Origin of the sequence: Geothrix sp. SG200, from assembly GCF_022808935.1 — a bacterium.
GTDB lineage: Bacteria > Acidobacteriota > Holophagae > Holophagales > Holophagaceae > Geothrix > Geothrix alkalitolerans.
The window spans coordinates 1,069,540-1,089,240 of sequence record NZ_JAKZFR010000001.1; the positions used below are offsets into that span (position 1 = coordinate 1,069,540).

General features: G+C 66.8%; 16 protein-coding genes and 1 tRNA gene. 16 read left to right on the forward strand and 1 reads right to left on the reverse strand.

The window, feature by feature from the left end; genetic code table 11:
* Positions 1–20: 20 nt before the first annotated feature.
* Genes ML539_RS04760 through ML539_RS04790 form a run of 7 tightly spaced genes read left to right on the forward strand, consistent with a single transcriptional unit; the run spans position 21 to position 10,098 of the window.
* Complete coding sequence (locus ML539_RS04760) at positions 21–2,039, forward strand: ATP-binding protein (protein ID WP_243321142.1); 2,019 nt, start codon at positions 21–23, stop codon at positions 2,037–2,039.
* Positions 2,032–2,463 carry a chemotaxis protein CheW gene (locus ML539_RS04765; protein ID WP_243321144.1) on the forward strand — a complete coding sequence of 144 codons (432 nt, stop codon included), beginning with the start codon at positions 2,032–2,034 and terminating at the stop codon, positions 2,461–2,463. The genes ML539_RS04760 and ML539_RS04765 overlap by 8 nt, the downstream gene beginning before the upstream one ends.
* 23 nt (positions 2,464–2,486) lie before the next feature.
* A complete protein-coding gene (locus ML539_RS04770; protein ID WP_279341507.1) occupies positions 2,487–3,515 on the forward strand; it encodes a ketoacyl-ACP synthase III in 1,029 nt (342 codons plus the stop codon).
* A 12-nt stretch (positions 3,516–3,527) separates the two neighbouring features.
* Entirely contained in the window at positions 3,528–4,058 is a 531-nt protein-coding gene (locus ML539_RS04775) for an RsmD family RNA methyltransferase (protein ID WP_243321147.1), read from the forward strand.
* Positions 4,021–6,570, forward strand: a complete 2,550-nt coding sequence (locus ML539_RS04780) for a methyl-accepting chemotaxis protein (RefSeq protein ID WP_243321149.1) — start codon at positions 4,021–4,023, stop codon at positions 6,568–6,570. Before ML539_RS04775 ends, ML539_RS04780 begins: the two co-directional genes overlap by 38 nt.
* 49 nt (positions 6,571–6,619) lie before the next feature.
* On the forward strand, positions 6,620–8,281 hold the full coding sequence (locus ML539_RS04785) for an ATP-binding protein (protein WP_243321151.1): 1,662 nt from the start codon (positions 6,620–6,622) through the stop codon (positions 8,279–8,281).
* Positions 8,278–10,098: a response regulator gene (locus ML539_RS04790; protein WP_243321153.1), complete on the forward strand. Its 1,821-nt coding sequence runs from the start codon at positions 8,278–8,280 to the stop codon at positions 10,096–10,098. Before ML539_RS04785 ends, ML539_RS04790 begins: the two co-directional genes overlap by 4 nt.
* Here the strand turns inward: ML539_RS04790 and ML539_RS04795 are convergent.
* Positions 10,079–10,789, reverse strand: a complete 711-nt coding sequence (locus tag ML539_RS04795) for a CoA transferase subunit A (RefSeq protein ID WP_243321155.1) — start codon at positions 10,787–10,789, stop codon at positions 10,079–10,081. The genes ML539_RS04790 and ML539_RS04795 overlap by 20 nt on opposite strands.
* A gap of 81 nt (positions 10,790–10,870) precedes the next feature.
* Here ML539_RS04795 and ML539_RS04800 point away from each other — a divergent pair, with 81 nt between their 5' ends.
* The 9 genes from ML539_RS04800 to ML539_RS04840 all read left to right on the forward strand — a co-directional run bounded on the left by ML539_RS04800 (position 10,871) and on the right by ML539_RS04840 (position 19,674).
* On the forward strand, positions 10,871–11,422 hold the full coding sequence (locus ML539_RS04800; protein ID WP_243321157.1) for an HAD family hydrolase: 552 nt from the start codon (positions 10,871–10,873) through the stop codon (positions 11,420–11,422).
* Complete coding sequence (gene sfsA, locus ML539_RS04805) at positions 11,419–12,159, forward strand: DNA/RNA nuclease SfsA (protein WP_243321159.1); 741 nt, start codon at positions 11,419–11,421, stop codon at positions 12,157–12,159. Before ML539_RS04800 ends, sfsA begins: the two co-directional genes overlap by 4 nt.
* Positions 12,160–12,198: 39 nt before the next feature.
* Positions 12,199–13,302 carry a glycine cleavage system aminomethyltransferase GcvT gene (gene gcvT, locus ML539_RS04810; protein WP_347710739.1) on the forward strand — a complete coding sequence of 368 codons (1,104 nt, stop codon included), beginning with the start codon at positions 12,199–12,201 and terminating at the stop codon, positions 13,300–13,302.
* 54 nt (positions 13,303–13,356) lie between these two features.
* Entirely contained in the window at positions 13,357–13,743 is a 387-nt protein-coding gene (gene gcvH, locus ML539_RS04815; protein ID WP_243321163.1) for a glycine cleavage system protein GcvH, read from the forward strand.
* A 4-nt stretch (positions 13,744–13,747) separates the two neighbouring features.
* On the forward strand, positions 13,748–15,733 hold the full coding sequence (locus tag ML539_RS04820; protein ID WP_243321165.1) for a lytic transglycosylase domain-containing protein: 1,986 nt from the start codon (positions 13,748–13,750) through the stop codon (positions 15,731–15,733).
* A 50-nt stretch (positions 15,734–15,783) separates the two neighbouring features.
* Positions 15,784–15,859, forward strand: a tRNA-Ala gene (locus ML539_RS04825).
* Between the two features lie 107 nt (positions 15,860–15,966).
* Complete coding sequence (locus ML539_RS04830; protein ID WP_243321167.1) at positions 15,967–18,018, forward strand: ABC-F family ATP-binding cassette domain-containing protein; 2,052 nt, start codon at positions 15,967–15,969, stop codon at positions 18,016–18,018.
* Positions 18,019–18,046: 28 nt separating this feature from the next.
* Positions 18,047–18,823: a PhzF family phenazine biosynthesis protein gene (locus tag ML539_RS04835; RefSeq protein ID WP_243321169.1), complete on the forward strand. Its 777-nt coding sequence runs from the start codon at positions 18,047–18,049 to the stop codon at positions 18,821–18,823.
* 41 nt (positions 18,824–18,864) lie between these two features.
* Positions 18,865–19,674 carry an SDR family oxidoreductase gene (locus tag ML539_RS04840; RefSeq protein WP_243321171.1) on the forward strand — a complete coding sequence of 270 codons (810 nt, stop codon included), beginning with the start codon at positions 18,865–18,867 and terminating at the stop codon, positions 19,672–19,674.
* Positions 19,675–19,701: the final 27 nt, after the last annotated feature.

The following is a 19,701-nucleotide window of genomic DNA, read 5'->3' on the forward strand; positions in this document are numbered from 1 at the left end:
GCCACTTCATCGGGAGTTCCATGGATCCCTCCTTTGACGATGTCTGGGCTGAATGCGAGGACCTGTTCGTGCAGGCCCGGCAGAGGCTGGCCTCGCTGAAGTCGCCCCAGCCGCCGCACGTGGTGCAAGCCTCCGTCAACGCCCTGTTCCGCACCACCCATACGCTGAAGGGCATGGCGGGGATGCTTGGCTTCCCCCGGTTCAGCCAGGCTGCCCACCGCATGGAGGACATCTTCGACCTGATGCGCCAGGGGCGGCTCCGGTCCACGGATTCGCTGATCGAAACGCTCGAGGTTGGCATCCAGGCCCTGGAGTCCGGATTGGCCGAGCTCCGGCGGGGGCGGCCGGAGCCTGAGGACTACCTGCACGCCATCAGGCGCCAGCTCGGCGAGCTGGAAGCGCTGGCCAGGCCGTCCGAAGGCGCGGTCCTGGACCTCACCGGGCTCCTGGACCTCCCACCTGACCTCCTGAAGGCCCTGTCTGAGTACGAGCGGACGCGGGTCACGGCGGTGCTCCTGGCGGGCATGCCCATCCAAGGTGTCAGCGTGCGGCTCGACCTGGCGACCTTCGATGAACGCCTCAGGAGCATCAGCGAGGCGGCGGGCGCCCAGGGCGAGCTGATTTCCACGCTGCCGCTCGAGATGCACGACGATCGCGACGGCCTTTTTTTCCTGCTGCTGGTGGCCACGCCGGCTCTGGAGGCCGAGGGTCTTGGCACCCTTCCGGAGGAGAACCTGGAAGTCATGGCGCTGGCGGATCCGGACCGGGTGCCGGCCAGCTTGAAGGCGGATCCCGGTCCCCTGGTCTCGCCGAAACCGGCGCAGGCGGCCTCCAATCCCCCGGTGGCCTTGCCCCAGGATGCCGAGGTGCTGAGGTTGCCGGCCCAGCGGGTGGATGCCCTGGAGGCCAGGCTCATGGCCGTCGCGCAAGTGCGGGACTCGGCGAGCCTGGCCCTCCGAGAGGTCCAGGATCCCGGCCTGGCCCGGCCCATGGCCATGATGGGGGAGATCGAGGCTGGCCTGCTGGAGGTCCAGAAGGCCCTGCTGCAGATGCGCATGGTGAAGGTCGAGAGCCTGTTCCAGAGGATCGAACCCATGGTGAAAGCCCTCAGCCGGGACATGGGCAAGCCGGTCCGGCTCTCCTTCCAGGGCGGGGATCTGGAGCTTGAGCGCAGCCTGCTCGGGCGGCTCGCCGAGCCGTTCCTGCATCTCGTGAGGAACGCCCTCGACCACGGGCTCGAAAGCCCTGCGGAACGGGTGGCCCAGGGCAAGGCCGAAACCGGTTCCCTGAGGATCTCGGCCTCCCAGCGGGGCCAGAACCTCCGTTTCGACCTCCGGGACGACGGGCGCGGCTTCGACCTGGCGCGCATCGAGGCGCGCGGCATCGCCATGGGGCTGCTCAAGGAGGGTGAGGTCCACTCTGCTGAAGACCTCCATCGGCTGGCCCTGGAGCCAGGTTTCTCCACCAAGGAGCGGGCCTCGCAGATCTCCGGTCGGGGTGTGGGCATGGACGTCGTGCGGGCCGAGGTGGAAGGGATGGGCGGCGACATCCAGATCTCCAGCGAACCCCGCCTGGGCAGCCTGGTCCGGCTGAGCCTGCCCCTGTCCAGGGCCGTGATCGCCTGTCTGAAGGTCCGCTGCGGCCAGCAGACCTTTGGGGTGCCGCTGAACCATGTGCTCCGGGTCCAGTCGAGCCTCGCTCCCGTACATGGGGGCGGGCGCATCGAGGTCCTGGGCCGGGACCTGCCCATGGAATCGCTCCAGGCCTGCCTGGGATTGCCCGAGCCGGCCGGCCAGCAGTTCTTCGTGGTGCTTCGCCAGCAGGGTGCTGCCGCCGAGGCAGGGCTGGACCTCGCGTTGGGGGTGGACGAGGTCGCCGGCCGCGTCGAGCTCCTGCTCCGGAGCCTGCCCGAACTGGCCCATACCCCGGGAATCATGGGTGGGAGCCTCCAGGAGGACGGTGTCCTCTGGGTGCTGGATCCGGAGGCGGTCATGGGCCTGGCCATGGATTCCCTCATGAAGCGGGTGGCCGATGTCTGATTCACGCCTCCTCCTCCACGCCAGGGCCGCCGGGCGGGCTTTCCTGCTGCCCTTGTCCGAACTCCGGGAGGTGGTTCCGGGCGCCCCAGTGGCGCCCATTCCCAGCGGTCCCCCAGGCATCCAGGGCGTGGTGCTCCATCACGGGGAATTCCTCCCGGTGTTGGATTGGGGCGTGGTCGGAGGAGACCCGGACCACGCGGCACCCCCCACGGTGCTGGCGGTTCTCCGGCCCCGGCTGGGTCTGCCCCTGGAGGGGGTGGCAGGCACCGTGGAGGCCCCGGAGGGGGGCCTGAACGACTCCCCCGCCGAGGATGCCTGGAGGCCCATCCTGGCCGGACTGTGTCAGCTGGAGGATCAGGAGCTGCCGGTGCTGGATGCCGATCGGCTCCTGGCGCTCCTGCACCGCCTCCGCAAGGCCCGCTGACTGCCTGGGGCGTCCATGCGATGATGGGGGTTTCGTGCCCGGAGGCTCCCTTGAACCGTCGCCTTGCCGCCCCCGTCGGAATCACCGCAACTGGGCAATGTTTTCCCCCAAACGTGGTCACCAACGACGATCTCTCCAAGATCATGGAGACCAACGACGAGTGGATCCGCACCCGCACCGGCATCCGCGAGCGCCGCTGGGTTGAGCCCGGCACCGGCGCCTCCCAGTTGGGCGCACCGGCCCTTCAGATGGCGCTGGACAACCGTGGCATCAAGGCTTCGGAGCTGGACCTGATCCTGGTCACCACCGTGACCCCCGACACCCTGTTCCCGGCCACGGCCTGCCGCATTCAGGACATGGTGGGCGCCACCAACGCCTTCGGGTTCGACCTGAATGCCGCCTGCTCGGGATTCCTCTATGCCCTGACCACGGCTTCCAGTCTGGTGGCCGCCGGCGGCGTGCGCCGGGTGGCCGTGGTGGGCGTGGACATCATGTCCACCATCATCAACAAGGAAGACCGCGCCACCGCCGTGCTGTTCGGGGATGGCGCCGGCGCCGTGATCGTGGAGCGGGTGGACGATGGCCTCGGCATCCTCGATTTCGAGCACAAGGTGGACGGTTCCGGCGGCTGCTTCCTGTTCATGCCTGCGGGTGGTTCGCTGAAGCCTGCCACCGCGGAGACTGTGGCGGCCAAGGAGCACTACATCCACCAGGCCGGCAGCGAAGTGTTCAAGAACGCCGTGCGCGAAATGGCCGACAACAGCAAGCTGCTTCTGGACCGCAACGGCTTCCGCGGCAGCGACTTGAAGCTGTTCGTGCCCCATCAGGCCAACATCCGCATCATGGATGCCGCTGCCAAGCGGCTGGAGCTCGACCCTTCCCGCATGATGGTGAACATCGACCGCTACGCCAACACCACCACGGCCACCATCCCCACCGCCCTTCATCAGGCCGTGGAGGCGAAGCGCATGGCCAAGGGCGACCTGGTGGTGCTGTCCGCCTTCGGTGCGGGCTTCACATGGGGCTCCACGCTCCTGCGCTGGGCCTACTGAGCTTCCGGCACCATGCGGATCATCGCCGGAAGCCTGAAAGGGCGGCGCCTGACGGCCCCCCCGGCCGGCGATCTCCGGGTCAGGCCGACCTCCGACCGGGCCCGCGAGGCGCTTTTCTCCATTCTCCAGCGATGGCCTCCGGGCCCTTTCCTCGACCTGTGCGCGGGTACCGGCGCGGTGGGGCTCGAGGCGTATTCCCGGGGGTACGGGCCAGTCACGTGCGTGGAGGCCGCCGAACCCGGGTGGTCCTGCCTGCTGAAGAATGCCAACGCGACCGAAATCAAGACGATGCGCGTGGATTTCCGCCGACTGCCCGGGAATGCCTTCCGCGACCAGGCGGTGGTTTTCCTCGATCCTCCCTACGACCAGGCTGAGGCTCTCTGGGGCCGGATGGCGGCCCGGCTGAGGCCCTGGATGGCGGAGGGAGGCGTCCTCGTGTTCGAGACGGAGCGGGGCATCCGGCTGGAATTACAGGACGGCTGGGCTCTGGCCGAAACACGCGAGTATGGTGCAGCCCGATTCCATTTCTGGACCCCAGCTTGATTTCAAGGCTGAGGTTCCCGCCAAGGTGGATGCGTCCGTCCTGGCCATGGTGCTCACCCGACTGAAGCGGAGCACGGGGCTGGTCTGGCTTTCGGCCTTTCTGGTGGGGTTTCTGCTGTTCGTGCTCACGGCGCCTCTGGAATTCCGGCTGACCCTTCCGGGGCTGGCTTCCATGGCGGGCCTGCTGGCGCTGGCGGTGGGGGCCTCGATGCTTCAGATCCACCGCCTGGACGGCCTCCTTGCGGGGGGAATTCTCAGGGCGGACCTCTACCGCTCCCTGACCCGGTTCCCCCAGACTTCTTCGCTGCTCTTCCTCTACCTTGGGGCCTGCCTGAGCGCCGGGGCCTACTCATGGGTGAAGCTGCGCCTGGGCCAGAGCATCCTGGTGAGCTCGGTCATGGCGGCCATTTTCCTGGTTGTGGTGGCGCTGGCTGCCATCAGCCAGTACTTCCTGACCAAGCAGAACCTGATGAAGATCTACCGGCTCATGGCCGGGCAGCCCGGGTTCACTGCATCGGATGCGCGTTTCGCCACCAGCCTGCGGGCGAAGTTCGGCTTCGGCATCCTGGCCATGACCGGGGGCGTGCTCATGCTCTCCCTCCTGGTGTCGGGGCTCACGCTCCAGTCCTCCATCCGAACCAAAGTCACGAGCTATGCCAGGAACGAGTTGGCCAACCTCGAGGATTCCGTGGCCTTCGTGCAGGAGATGAACACCACCCCGGAAGACCTGGATGCCTTCATGGGCACGCTGAGGCTGGGCACCGGCGGCGGCATTTCGCTCCAGCTCCCTGCGAGCAAGGGTGGGAACCTGCTCGGTTCCCGCCTCCAACCGGGGGGAGGCGGAGACATCGTCGTGATCCAGCCCCTCCCGGACGGTTCGAAGCTCCGGGCGGTGATTCCCGAGGCCGAGTACGCGGACGCCATCTGGAAGGCGTTCCGGCCCAGCCTGGCCATCCTGCTCCTGGCCGGGATCTTCCTGATCTACTTCATCCAGCTGATCCTCCGGGACGTGCAGCAGCCGCTGCTGCTGCTCAGCCGCAACGCCAAGCGGGTGGGGGAGGGGCGCATCGATACCCTCGAAGCCGTCTACAGCGATGACGAGGTGGCAACCCTGGCCGAAGGCTTCGGCCGCATGGTGGGGAGCCTGCGGGGCATGGTGGTCCAGATCCGTTCGGCCAGTCGCGACCTGGCCAGGGCCTCCAGCGCGATCCGGGAGTCCGCGGACGGTGTCCGCCAGTCCAGCCATGGCCAGCGCGAGCTCATCGAATCGTTCCATGAGGAGATCAACGAGCTGACGGACACCTCCATCAGCATCAGCGCCAGCTCCATGGAGCTGAGCCTGGCCTCCGAGAACACCAACTCGACCATCGTCCAGATGGCCGCCAGCGTGCAGCAGATCAACCGGAGCATGGATGAGCTGCTGCTGGTGGTCGAGGGGATCACCTCCGCCATCCGCGACTTCGACATCTCCATCAAGAACGTGGGCAAGAACGTCGACCACCTCGCCGGTCACGCCGAGCACACGCGCGAGTTCGCGGAGAACTTGGAGCAGAGCGCCTCTGCCATCGACGACAACGTGAAGATCGCCCGGCGCTACGCCAAGAACGTGATCCACACCGTGGCCCGGGGCATGGAGCTGGTGGCGAGGAACCGGGACAAGATCCAGGTGATCGACCGGGTCGTCCAGGACTTCCAGAGCACCACGCGCACCCTGCTGCAGCAGGGAACGGACATCGCGAAGATCCTGGACTACATCGGAAGCCACGCCCAGCAGACCAACCTGCTGGCCCTGAACGCAGCCATCATCGCGTCCCAGAGCGGCGTGGCAGGGGAGGGGCAGGCCAAGGGGTTCTCCGTGGTGGCCGACGAGATCAAGGAACTCGCCGAGCAGACCGGACGTTCCACCCAGGAGATCCAGCAGATCATCGGCACCCTGCAGGCGGAGATCCGGAAGGCCTACCAGCAGGTGGAGCTGGGGATTGACGCCGTCCGGGACGGGGCGGAATCCGTGGTCCAGAGCGAAGAGGCCCTCCGGGCCATCCTCGAATCCGTCGGGGGCATGGACCGGGTCGTGGAGAGCATCCTCAGCGAGACCCTCCAGCAGGGCGGCCAGGCGAGCATGATCCACGAGGCCAACCGGAACATCCACCACCAGGTGGAGACGATCCGCTCGGTCATGGACGAGCAGCAGCAGACCAGCAACCACATCCTGTCCCTGGCCATGAACGTCCAGCAGGCGACCAGCGTGGTGCGGGACTCGACGCGGGAGCAGAGCGCGGGGAGCGATGAAATCGCGAAGGCCACGGAGCAGGTCAGGACCCTGGCCAGCAGCCTCCACGAGATCCTGGCCCGCCAGGAGAACCACGTGCTGTCCCTGAAGGAGACCATGAACCGGGTGCTGGGCAAGGCCCTGGAGAGCGAACGGGCCATCGAGGACTCCAGCGGAGCCGTGGAACAGCTGGGGGTCCAGGTCCACATGCTCAACCGAGAGGTGAACCTCTTCAAGTTGTAGCGCTACTGTTAGGCTGGAAGCCGCTTCCCCGGGCCCCTGCATGTACCGCTTGTCCATCAAGACCAAGCTGAGCGCTGTCATCAGCATCCTGGTCCTCTCGTTCATCGCCTTCAACCTGCTCTACTACCCGCGGTGGGTGGAACAGCAGATCCGCGCCCAGGCTGAACTGAGCGCCCGCCAGGTGGCCGAGACGGCCAGCTATGCCCTGGGCCCGGCGGTGAGCAAGGGGAACACCCGGGACATCGCCAAGGTGCTCCAGGGCGTCCAGAACATCCCCTCCTTCCGGTTCAGCGCTGTCTACGGCTACGACGGGGAAGCCCTGGACAGCACGCCGACCACCCCCGAGTGGGCCACGGGCCAGGTGCTGCGGGATGGGATCTCCCACACGTACACCCGCCGGGAAAGCAACATGCTGGTGGCCGTGGCGCCGGTCTTCTACGAGGAGCCGCGGGCCGACCAGGTGGGCACCCTCGTGCTCGGCTTCACCACCGAGGGGATCCAGCGGGCCGTCCGGGAGAACATCCGCGCGAGTCTGGCCGTGGGCCTGGTGACCCTGGTGCTGGGCATCGGAGCGGCGATCTTCCTGTCGAACCGCTACCTCCGGCCGGTGATCCAGTTGACCGAGGCCGCCCAGAAAGTGGCCCAGGGCCACCTGGAGACGGTCTCCGTGAAGGTCTCCACGCGAGACGAGATCCAGGACCTGAGCCAATCCTTCGAGGTGATGACCGACAAGCTGCGCGTTTCCCGGGACGAGATCGAGCGCCAGAACCGCCTGCTGGAATACCGCGTCCAGGAGCGCACCCGCCAGCTCATGGAAACCATCTGGGAACTGGAGGAGATCCGCGCCAACCTCGAGCAGCTCGTCCAGGAGCGCACCCGCGGGCTGGAGCAGAGCCGGATGGAGCTAAAGGCCTGGGCCAGCACCCTGGAGGAGAAGGTCCAGGAGAAGACCCGGGAGCTGCGGGATCTCAATGACAGCCTGCTCACCAGCTACCAGAAGCTGAAGGAGGTGGACCGCCTGAAGGACGAATTCCTGGCGAACGTGAGCCACGAACTGCGGACCCCCCTGAACTCCATCATCGGATTCTCGGGCATGCTCATGCAGGATCCCAGCGGAAGGCTGGGGGAGGAGGTTAAAGAGGATCTTCAGATCATCTACCAAAACGGGCGGTCCCTTCTGGGTCTGATCGACTCGATTCTCGACCTCTCCAAGATCGAAGCAGGCAAGATGGCCCTGGACCTCGAGGAGGTGGATCCCGTGGCATTGCTGGACGAAGTGAAAGCCATGGCGGCAGGCCTAGTCCAGGGCCGCCCCATCACCCTGGAATACCAGCGTCCCGACGGCCTGTTTCGCGTCATGGGGGACCGGGACCGGCTCCGGCAGGTCTTCACGAATCTCGTGGGCAACGCGGTCAAGTTCACCGAAAGCGGCTCGGTGCGGATCACTGCGGAGGCCGTCGGAGGCCGCTTCCTCGTCCGTATCGAGGACACGGGCATCGGCATGACGGAAGAGGATCTGGGCCGCCTGTTCAAGCCGTTCCAGCAGGTGGATGGGAGCATCTCGCGGCGCTTCGGCGGGACGGGCTTGGGCCTGGCCATCAGCCAGCGGTTCATGGGCCTCATGAACGGCCGCATCCGGGCCTCCAGCCGCAAGGGGGAGGGCAGCGTCTTCGAGGTGGAGCTGCCCCTGGTCTCCGGGGTGGCGGCATGACCGGGGACCTCCGGAAGATCCTATGCATCGAGGACAACGCCATGAACTGGCGGCTGGTCCACCGTCTGCTTTCCCAGGCGGGGTTCGAGCCGCACTGGGCGGACGACGGCCTGAAGGGGTACGAGATGGCCGTGCAGCTTAAGCCGGCCCTGATCCTGCTGGACATCAACTTGCCTGGCCTTTCAGGGTTCGAGGTGGCCACCAAGCTGCGCCAGAACCCGTCCATGAACGGCGTGCTGATTGTCGCCCTCACGGCCAAGACCATGCGCAGCGACCGGGAGACCGCGCTGGTGACCGGCTGCGATGGATTCATCTCCAAACCCATCGATCCGTTCCTGTTTGTGGGTCAGGTCGAGGCCTACCTCGGCGGACAGCGTGATCGCCTCGAGCAGGGGCGGGAAGGCGCGGCCCTCCGGCAGTTCACCCATCAGGTGGTCGACCATCTGGAGGCCCAGCTTCGGGAGGCGCAGGAGGGCAACCGGAAGCTCCTGGAGGTGCAGGCCGTGCTGGAGCAGCGCAGCCACCACCTCTCAAGGCTGCTGGCCCTCAGCAGGGAGACCATTCCCCTCAGGGACGTGGACGAGATCCGCTCGCGGATCCTGGGGCAGATGCGGGAAGAACTGAGCCTTGAGCACCTGACCACCTACCATCTCCACTCGAGCGGGGCCTATTTCCAAGGCTGGACCTGGGGTTCCGATGGGATGGTGGAGACGCCCGTGCTGCCGAGGGAGCAGCCCCTGGCCACCGGAGTCGAGGCGCTTCCGGCCGGCCTGGTCCTCATGAACACGGAGCTCCGGCAGACTGCAGCCTGGGAGCAGGGGATCGATCTGGGATTGTGGGACCCGAGGGCCCAGGCGCTGCTGCTGCCCCTTCGCAGCCGCTCCGGCGAGGACCGGCTCTGGGGGTTCCTCGCGGCGGATCGCTCCGGCGCGGCTTTCCAGGCCTTCGAGATGGAGCTGGCCGCCCTCTATGCCGGCAGCCTCCAGGTCACAGTGGAGAACGCCGAACTCATCAGCCACCTGGACGAGACCAGTCGGGCCCTCAGCACCAGCTACGAGGGGCTCGAATCCACCTATGCGGCGCTCAAGAACGCCCAGCGTGCCTTGGTGGCCCAGGACCGGAAGACCGCCCTCGGCGCCCTCTTCCTCCAGATGGCCCAGCGCCTCCAGATGCCGGTTCGGACCCTGAAGGAGGAGAGCCACGTCCTGTCCGTCCATATGGAGCGGGCCGACATCCCGCCTCCCGACGAGCGGGAGGCCTGCCAGCGTTCCATGGAATCGATCCGCCGCGCCATCGCCCAGGTGGACGACCTGGTTCGGGTCCTGCTCCGCCGGACGGGTCAGGTCGAAGCCAGCGCCCCGGAGTGGATCCACCTGCACGACCTGATCCATCAGGAACTGGAGATATTGCACGTGGACGGGACGCTCCCTCCGGAATTCCCGATGGAACTCAACCTCCAGGCCCCCAGGGACCTGATCTTCGGGGTTTCCACCGATTTCTCGGACGTGCTGGGGCACCTCGTGGCCCATGCACTGGGAGGCGCCACGAGCCGGATCCAGCTGCGCTCCTGGGGAGGGAAACGGCACTTCCGCCTTGAATTGGAGGACGACGGTGGTCCCATCGCTCCGGAACTCCTGGAGCGGGCGTTCGAACCCTTGTCAGGGCTGCGGCCCGAGGCTCCGGCCCCGGAGCCGGGGCGACGCCCCGGGGCTGGTTTGCCGTCCTGTGCCCAGCTCATGACCGCCTACGGGGGCGCCGTCGAGCTCATGGCCGCCCCTCACGGAACCATCGTCCGGCTCAGCCTCCGGATGGACTGACGCGCGTCACCACCTTCTCGATCCGCTTCTCGTAGGCTGTTCCCAGCACGAGCCGGTGGACGAAGATGCCGGGGGTGTGGATGGCATCGGGATCCAGTTCACCCACCTCGACGATCTCCTCCACCTCCGCGATGCAGACCTTGCCGCAGGTGGCGGCCATCGGGTTGAAGTTGCGGGCGGTCTTCCGGTAGACGAGGTTGCCCAGGCGGTCCGCCTTCCAGGCTTTCACCAGGGCGAAATCGGCGAAGATGCCCTGTTCCAGCACGCAATCGCGCCCATGGAACTGCCGGGTTTCCTTCCCTTCCGCCACCTTCGTGCCGGCGCCCGTGGGCGTGAAGAAGGCTGGAATGCCGGCGCCACCGGCCCGCATGCGTTCCGCCAGGGTGCCCTGGGGCACCAGCTCCACCTCCAACTCGCCGCTGAGGAACTGGCGGGCGAATTCGGCGTTCTCGCCCACATAGCTGCTGACCATCTTGTGGATCTGGCGGTTCTGGAGGAGGATGCCCAGGCCGAAATCATCCACGCCGGCATTGTTGGAATAGCAGGTCAGACCCTTGACGCCGGTCTGGGCCAGGGCGGCGATGAGGTGCTCTGGGATGCCGCAGAGGCCGAAGCCGCCTACGGCGAGGTGGGCCCCGTCGGGGATGTCCTTCACGGCTTCCAGGGCGGTGCTGATGCGCTTGTCGATCATGGGGGGAACCTCGGAGCGGCCCAACAGTGTGCCATCTCTGGCATCCTGCTCCAGTCCCTGTTTGAACCGGGAGGAGGCCCCGTGAAGGCAGCAGTGTTCCTGGATCGTGACGGCACCCTCAACGAGGAGGTGGATTACCTCAGCGAACCGGACCGCCTGGCGATGATTCCGGGCTCTGCAGCGGCCGTGGCCCGTCTCAATGCCAAGGGCATTCCGGTGGTGGTGGTCACGAACCAGAGCGGGATCGGGCGGGGGAAGTACGGATGGCAGGATTTCGCCGCCGTCATGAGCCGCATGGGGACGCTGCTTGCCATGGAGAACGCCTGGATCGACGCGGTGTACGCCGCCCCCCACCACGAGAAGGGGCAGGGGGAGTATGCCGTGGCGGACCACCCGGACCGCAAGCCGAACCCGGGCATGCTGCTGAAAGCGGCGGAAGAGCATGATCTCGATCTGACCGGGTCCTGGATGGTCGGAGACAAGGCCATCGATCTGGAGGCCGGCCGCCGGGCGGGGTGTCGGGTGGCCCTGGTCCGCACGGGCTATGGGGTCGAGGTGGATGGGTCCATGGCCGACCTGGTGGCCGCGGACCTGTCGGAAGCCGTGGAACGCATCCTGGCCCAGTGGCCATGATCCTGGTCGAGAAGTCCGGGCTGGTGCCGGGATCGCTGATCACGCGCTACAAGCGGTTCCTGGCGGACGTGCGGCTGGGGGATGGTTCCATTGTCACCGCCCATACCACCAACACGGGTTCCATGAAGACGTGCTGGGAGGCCGGGGACCGGGTGCTGCTGGAACCCTCCTCGAATCCCAATCGCAAGTTGAAGTTCACCTGGCTGGCGGTGGAGCGGGCCGGCGGCTGGGTGGGCGTGGAGACCGGCATGCCGAACCGGGTGGTGGCCGAGGCCGCCCGGTGGGATGCGCTGCCTGGGCTGCCTGGCTTGCAGGGGGTGCGCACGGAGGTGAGATACGGCGCTGAGAACAGCCGCATCGATGTGCTGGCCGAGGATGGAGAAGGCCGCCAGGTCTTCATCGAGGTGAAGAACGCCACCTTGAAGGACGGCCCCTGGGCCCTCTTCCCCGACGCTGTGACCGAACGTGGAACCAAGCACCTGCGTGAACTCCAGGCCATGGTCCACCAAGGTCACCGCGCCGCCATCGCCCTGTTCGTGCACCGCACGGACGTGGACCGGTTCGATGCGGCCCGCGAGATCGATGCAACCTATGCCGAGGAACTTGATCGCGCAGCGGATACCGGCGTGCTGGTCCTGCCGCTGGCTGTGCGCCTGATCACAAGGCAGGAGGAGAGCGGTCTGTGGAGGCTGGGATGGGAATTACCGGGCCTTCTGCCCTGGGTTCCCCGGCGATAGACTGGGGCTTCCCAACCGGAGTTCCCCATGTCCGTATCTGTGTCCGAGCTGATGAAGACGCCTCTGAACGCCGCCCACCGCGCCCTGAACGCCAAGATGGTGGACTTCGGCGGATGGGATATGCCCGTCCAGTATCCGACAGGGATCATCGCGGAACATGAAGCGGTCAGGACCAAGGCGGGCCTCTTCGACGTGAGCCACATGGGGGAGTTCCGCGTGAAGGGCCCCGGAGCCCTGGCCCTGGTGGAGCACCTCACCCCGAACGCCGTCTCCAAGCTGGCCTTGGGCCAGGTGCACTACACCGCCTTCCTCTATGAGAACGGCACCTTCGTGGACGACCTGCTGGTCTACCGCGAGGGCGAGCAGGAATTCCTCCTGGTGGTGAACGCCGGCAACATCGACAAGGACTTCGCCTGGGTTCAGAAGCACGCCGCGGCGTTCGACTGCACGGTGGTGAACGAGAGCCCGGCCACGGGCCAGATCGCCCTCCAGGGCCCGCTGGCGGTGGGCATCCTCCAGCCCCTCACGAAGACCCAGCTCGAGCCCATCGGCTACTACTTCTTCACCCATGGCGAGGTGGCGGGGATCAAGTGCCTCATCAGCCGCACGGGCTATACCGGCGAGGACGGCTTCGAGCTCTACTGTGCCGCCGCGGACACGGAGAAGCTCTGGAATGCCGTCCTGGCGGCCGGAAAGCCTGCTGGACTCGTTCCCGCGGGTCTGGGTTGCAGGAATACCCTGCGCCTCGAGTGCAAGATGGCCCTCTACGGGCATGAAATCGATGACAGCATCCACGCCCTGGAGGCGGGGCTCGGCTGGATCGTGAAGCTGGACAAGGGCGGGTTCATCGGCCGCGAGGCCCTGCTGGCGGCGAAGGCGGCACCCGCGCCCAGGAAGCTGGTGGGCTTCAAGACCCTGGAGAAGCGCGACATCGCCCGCGACCACATGCCCGTGGTTCAGGCCGGCAAGCAGATCGGCTTCGTCACCAGCGCCGCGCCCTCGCCCACCTGCGGCTTCAACCTGGGTCTGGCCTACGTCCCCACCGAGCTGGCCAAGGTCGGCGGGCGGATCCAGATCGAGATCCGCGGCAGGGCGGTGGATGCGGAGATCATCCCCACGCCGTTCTACAAGCGCCAGAAGTAGCACTCGGCCATCAGCTCTCAGCTATCTGTTCCCATAGACCAACCTGGAGGATTCATGTTCCCTGCCGATCTGAAGTACACCAAGGACCACGAGTGGGTGAAGCCCGCGGGCGACGGCACCGCGCTGGTGGGCATTACCCATTACGCGCAGGACGCCTTGGGCGACGTGGTGTTCGTGGACCTGCCGGAGGCAGGCGCCTCCTTCGGAGCTGGCGAGGAGTTCGGCACGGTGGAGTCCGTGAAGACGGTGTCCGAGTTGAACATGCCCTCCGCTGGCGAAGTCCTCGAGGTGAACGCGGCCCTGGCCGACCATCCGGAAGCCGTGAATGAGGATCCCTACGGCAAGGGCTGGATGGTCAAGATCAAGCTGGCCGGCGCCCTTTCCGCCGACCTGCTGGACGCCGCCGCCTACGAAGCCCTGGTGAGCGCGGAAAGCCACTAGGCTCATGCCGTTTCCGCTTCTGACAGCCCTGCTCTGGGGGACGGTGCCGGTCCCGGGACCGTTGCCGTCCGCCCAGCCTCCGGGAGTGCCCCAGGTGGTGGTCGCTCCCGCCCGGGCGCCCGAATCCGATGCGACGCGGATCGCGCGGTTGCGCTCCCTGGTCGAGGCCGCCGAGAAGGCTCTGGAGGCGGACGATGAAGACACGGCCGGAACCCGCTCGGATGAGGCCGACGTCCTCATGGCCGATTGGTCTCCCGAGCTGCTCCGCAGGCCGGAGGTGCTGGAGCTGATCCAGCGCCTGAAGGAAGTGCAGGACCAGTTGGGTGCGGAAGAGCCCGAGGCGCCGGGAGAGGCAGAACCCGGGCTGAAGGCCGCCGAGGAGGTGATCTCCATCAGCGGCGAGGAGCTCAAGAGTGAGCTGGAGAAGGTGCGCGCGGCCGAACAGGGGGCGACCTATGACTTCCCCATCGACCTGAACGACAAGGTGCTCACCTGGGTAAGCGTCTTCACCACCACCAAGCGCGGCTTCATGGAGAACGCCCTGGGTCGCGCCTCGGTGTACATGCCCATGATCCGGCAAGTCTTCGCCGAGGAGGGCGTTCCTTCGGACCTGGCCTACCTCGCGGTCATCGAATCGGGCTTCCGCAACGAAGCCAAGAGCCGGGCCAAGGCCGTGGGCATGTGGCAGTTCATCCGCTCCACCGGGCGGATCTACGGGCTGACCGCCAATGCCTGGATCGAAGAACGGCGCGATCCGGTCAAGTCCGCCCGGGCCGCGGCCCGCTATCTGAAGCGCCTCTACGAGATTTCCGGGGACTGGTACCTGGCGGCCTCCGGCTACAACGCCGGCCCCCTGACCCTGGAGCGCGCCATCCAGAACGTGGGCACGCGCAACTTCTGGGACCTGGCCCGCTCCCGCTGGCTGCGCACCGAGACCAAGAACTACGTGCCGGAGCTCTGCGCGGCGATCCTGGTGGGGCGAAACCCAGCCCGGTACGGCCTCAACATCGCTCCGCTTGCGCCTTATGTCTACGAGACGGTTCCCGTCCCCAACCAGACCAGTCTAGCGGTGCTGGCCAGGTGCGCCGGGACGGACGCCTCCACCCTGAAGGCCCTGAACCCCGAGCTGCTGAGAGGCTCTACGCCTCCAGGCAGCTACACCCTCCGCGTGCCCCCGGGCAAGGCGCTGGAGTGCATTCGGCAGCTTGCCCGCATGCCGGCCGGACGGCGGCTGAATTTCCAGCACTACACCGTCCGGCGGGGCGACACCCTCGTGAAAGTCGCGAAACGGTTCAGACTGACACCCGATGACCTGCTCGATGCCAATGACATCACCGCCCGGCAGTTCAAGCCTGGGAGGCGTTTGCTGATTCCTCCGGCGCCCAGCCTGCTTCTGGATGCGCGGGACCTCGCGCCCAGGATCGAACGCGTGAAGCTGCTGGGCGATCGGCCCCTGGATCCCCTCCCGGTCGTTCCCCTGGTATCCGCCCCTCCTCCGGATGGCGCTCCGGCTCCGGCAGTCGAAGGAGGCAGCGGCACCGCCGCCGCGGTTGCTCAAGTTCCCGCCCGGCCCGAGGCTCCTCCTCCGGCATCCGCGGGCGGGCCCGGTTCCGTAGCCAAGGCCGATCGGACCGACGCCTCATCCTCCGAGCCGACATCCACCGATACCACCTACCGAGCCAAGCCAGGCGACACCCTCGCCAAGATCGCCCGGGCCCGGAAGATCTCACTGGGCGAGCTCATGCGACTCAACCCGGAAGCCGTGAAGGCTCTGCACCCCGGGGACAGCGTGCTGCTGCCTGGCGCCAAGGGGGTCGGTGCCACTGGAAAGACGGAAGCCACGCCCCGCATCCACGTTGTCCATCGCGGTGAGACGCTCGCTGCCATCGGCCGGAAGTACGGTCTGGATCCCAAGGATCTCAAGGCCTGGAACCGGATGAAGGGCGACCGTGTCAAGACGGGCCAGAAGCTCCGCCTGGCACCCCGATGATCTGTGCTTGCGGAAGCCGCAAAGGAGTGTGATACTGGGTCTTCCCCATTGGGGCCATAGCTCAGCTGGGAGAGCGCTTGCATGGCATGCAAGAGGTCGTCGGTTCGATCCCGATTGGCTCCACCAAACGAAGGCCACCGAAAGGTGGCCTTCTTGCTGTCAGGCTTCAGCTATCAGCTGTCAGCGAACCTCCCACCGATAGCTGATAGCCGAAAGCCGAAAGCCGAAACCACATGCTCGCTTCTCTCAACCATGTCGATCTCCGCTTCGGCCCCCAGGAGGTGCTGAAGGATGTGACCTGGGCCATCCAGGAGGGCGAGTGCTGGGGCGTCATTGGCCGCAACGGCGCAGGCAAGAGCACCGTCTTCAAGCTCCTGCTGGGCGAATTGGAAGCCGACAGCGGCACGGTGGTGAAGCCCACGAAGGAGCGCGGCATCCGCATGGGCCACTACGCCCAGGACCTGGTCCCGGAGACCCGGGGCAGCGTGCTGGAGGAGGCGCTGGCGGCCTTTGGCGACGTGGAGAAGCTGCAGCACGAGATGCGCGAGCTGGAGCACCGCATGGGCGAAGCGGGCTCCGACCTCGATGAGGTGATGGCCCGCTACCAGAAGGTGACGGAAGCCTTCGAGCACCTCGACGGCTTCACCATCCGCGCCCGCGCCGAGAGCATCCTCCAGGCGCTGGGCTTCGGTTCCGCGGACTTTGAGCGTCCCGTGGAAACCCTGTCCGGCGGCCAGAAGAGCCGCGTCATGCTTGCCAAGGCCATCCTCCAGGGGCAGGACCTGCTGCTGTTGGACGAGCCCACGAACCACCTGGACCTGCCCAGCCTGCGCTGGCTTGAGTCGTTCATCCAGGACACGGACGCCACGGTGGCCGTCATCAGCCACGATCGCTACTTCCTGGACAAGATCGCCACCGAGATCCTGGAGTTGGAACTGGGCCGTTCCCGGGCCTACGACGGCAACTACTCCGAGTTCATGGAGAAGAAGGAGCAGGAGCTCGAGCTGCTGGAGCGCCACTATGAGCAGCAGCAGGCCTACATCAAGAACCAGGAAGAGTACATCCGCCGCAACATCGCGGGCCAGAACACCAAGCAGGCCCGGGGCCGCCGCACCCACCTCGCCAAGCTGGAACGCATCCAGAAACCCCTGCGGGACCGGCGGAAGGTGAAGTTCAGCTTCCCCGAGACCCAGCGCAGCGGCGACGTGGCCCTGGTGCTGGAGAACGCCAGCGTGGGCTGGAACGGCAAGGCCCTCTATGCGCCGCTGGAGCAGCTCCAGATCAAGCGTGGCCAGAAGATGGGCATCGTGGGCCTCAACGGCACCGGCAAGTCCACGCTGCTGAAGGCCATCTCTGAGGAGATCCCCTTCATCACCGGCTGGGCCCGCCTGGGCAGCCAGGTGAAGCTGGGCTACTTCGACCAGCACCACAAGAACCTGGACCCGCGCAACACCGTGTTCCAGCAGATCCACGCCGTGAACCCCCAGGCCCTGAAGCAGGACGTGCTCGGCTTCCTGGCCAAGTTCCAGTTCCGCGGCGATGACGTGGACAAGCCCGTGACGGCCCTCTCCGGCGGCGAGCGCGCCCGGCTCAGCATCGCCACCCTCATCCGCCAGGGCGTGAACCTGCTGCTGCTGGACGAACCCACCAACCACATGGACATCCCCAGCATGGAAGCCATGGAGGACACCATCCTGAGCTTCACCGGCGCGGCCATCGTGGTGACCCATGACCGCTACCTGCTGGGCCGCGTGGCTGATTCGCTGCTGCGCATCCACGAAGGCCGGGCCGAGTTCCGCGAAGGCGGCTATGAGGATCACCAGGCCTGGGTGGACCTGGATCTGAGTGCGGACGGAGGCTCCGACTCCGAGAGCCCGAAGGGCGAGCGGGAGCGGCGCACGGGGCGCGGCGCGTCCGGCGGAGGGAGCGGGAGCCCCGACCCCGAGCCTGCCCGGAAACCGGCTTCGCCCCAGGCGAAGCCTAGCTCTGCTGCGAACCTGCAGAGGCCGGTCAAGCCGCAGGCTCAGACTCCCAAACCCATCGACAAGGACAAGCAGCGGGCCATCAAGCGCTTCGAGAAGCACGTGACCGAGGCCGAGGCCAGGGTGGCGGAGCTGGAAGCGAAGCTGGCGGGCCTCCAGAAAGAGATGGCCGCCATGGACCCTGCCGACTGGCAGGCCTTCAGCGCCAAGCTGGATGCCCAGAAGACGCTGGAAGCGGACCTGGCCTATGCCATGAGCGACTGGGAAGCGGCCCAGGGGGCCTTGGAGGAAGCTCAGCGCTGATTCCCTGGATCCGTGGTATCCAGAGGTCATGCGACTCCCCATCTACCAGATCGATGCCTTCGCAAACCGCGCTTTCGCCGGAAACCCAGCGGCAGTGATGCTGCTGGACGGCTGGCTTCCCGAGGCGATCCTGCAGGCCATCGCCGCAGAGAACAACCTGGCGGAGACCGCCTTCGTGGTGCGGGAACCGGAGGGTTGGCGCATTCGCTGGTTCACACCCGCCTGCGAGGTGGATCTCTGCGGTCATGCCACCCTGGCGTCGGCCCACGTGCTGTTCGAGCAGGATCCAGGCCTGGTCAGGATCACCTTCCAGTCACGCAGCGGTCCCTTGGCGGTGGACCGCCAGGGGGACCTGCTGGTGCTGGACTTTCCCAGCCGCCCGCCGGTGGCTGTGGCGCCGCTGCCAGGCCTGGAGGAAGCCCTCGGCGCAGCCGTGGTGGAAGTCTGGAAGGCGCGAGATCTGGTGGCCGTTCTCGAGAACGAAGCCGCCGTGAGGAACCTGAGCCCAGACATGACGGCGGTGGCGCGCATGGACGACTTCGCGGTGGTGGCCACGGCCCCCGGCGACACGGCGGATTTCGTGTCGCGGTTCTTCGGGCCACGGGTTGGCGTTCCTGAGGATCCTGTCACCGGGAGCGCCCATAGCACGCTGGTCCCCTTCTGGGCCCGGCGGTTGGGACGCTCAAGGCTGCGGGCCTTGCAGGTCTCACCGCGGGGCGGGGAACTGATCTGCGAGCTTCGGGGCGACCGGGTGGCCATCGGCGGCCGGGCCGTGAAGGTCCTGGAGGGAACCTTCATTCTCTGATCCCGGCTGATAGGATGGGGCCACCCATCCCGAGGCTTTCGATGACTCAGTTTCGCGGCGCCCACGTCCTCATCACCGGTGCGGCCAGCGGCCTGGGCCGGCTCATGGCCCTGGGAGTGGCCGCTCGCGGCGCCCGCGTGAGCCTGTTGGACCGGGACGCCAAGGGCCTGGATGCGCTCTGCGAGGCGATCCTGGCCAAGGGCTGGGAGGCCAAGGGTTACGTGGTGGACCTCTCCGAACGCGCGGCCGTCCAGGCCGCCTGCGCGGAGATCCGCCAGCACCGCGGCGGGGTGGACATCCTCATCAACAACGCGGGCATCGTGTCCGGGAAGACGCTCCTGGAGTGCAGCGACGAGGCCATCGAGCGTACCTTCCAGGTGAACGTCCTGGCGAACTTCTGGACTGTGCGGGCCTTCCTGCCGGACATGATGGCGGCGGGGAAAGGGCACATCGTCACGGTGGCCTCCGCCGCCGGACTGGCGGGGACCTCGCGCCTGGTGGACTACTCCGCCTCGAAGTTCGCCGCCGTGGGTTTTGACGAATCCCTGCGCATGGAACTGAGGCGCCTGGGGAGTCCTGTGCGCACGACGGTGGTGTGCCCCTTCTTCATCGACACCGGCATGTTCGAAGGCGTGAAGACCCGCTTCGCATGGCTGCTTCCCATCCTCAGGCCCGACTACGTGGTGCGGCGCATCCTCGGCGCCATTGAAGGGAACCGCTCCCGTCTGATCATGCCCCGCTTCGTGATGACCGTGCCGGTCATTCGCGTGCTCCCGCCCTTCCTCTTTGACGCCGTGCTCGGCTTCTTCGGCGTGAACCGCAGCATGGACGAGTTCGTGGGACGGCATTAGCGGAACGGGCACCGAGGCTATGAAGGG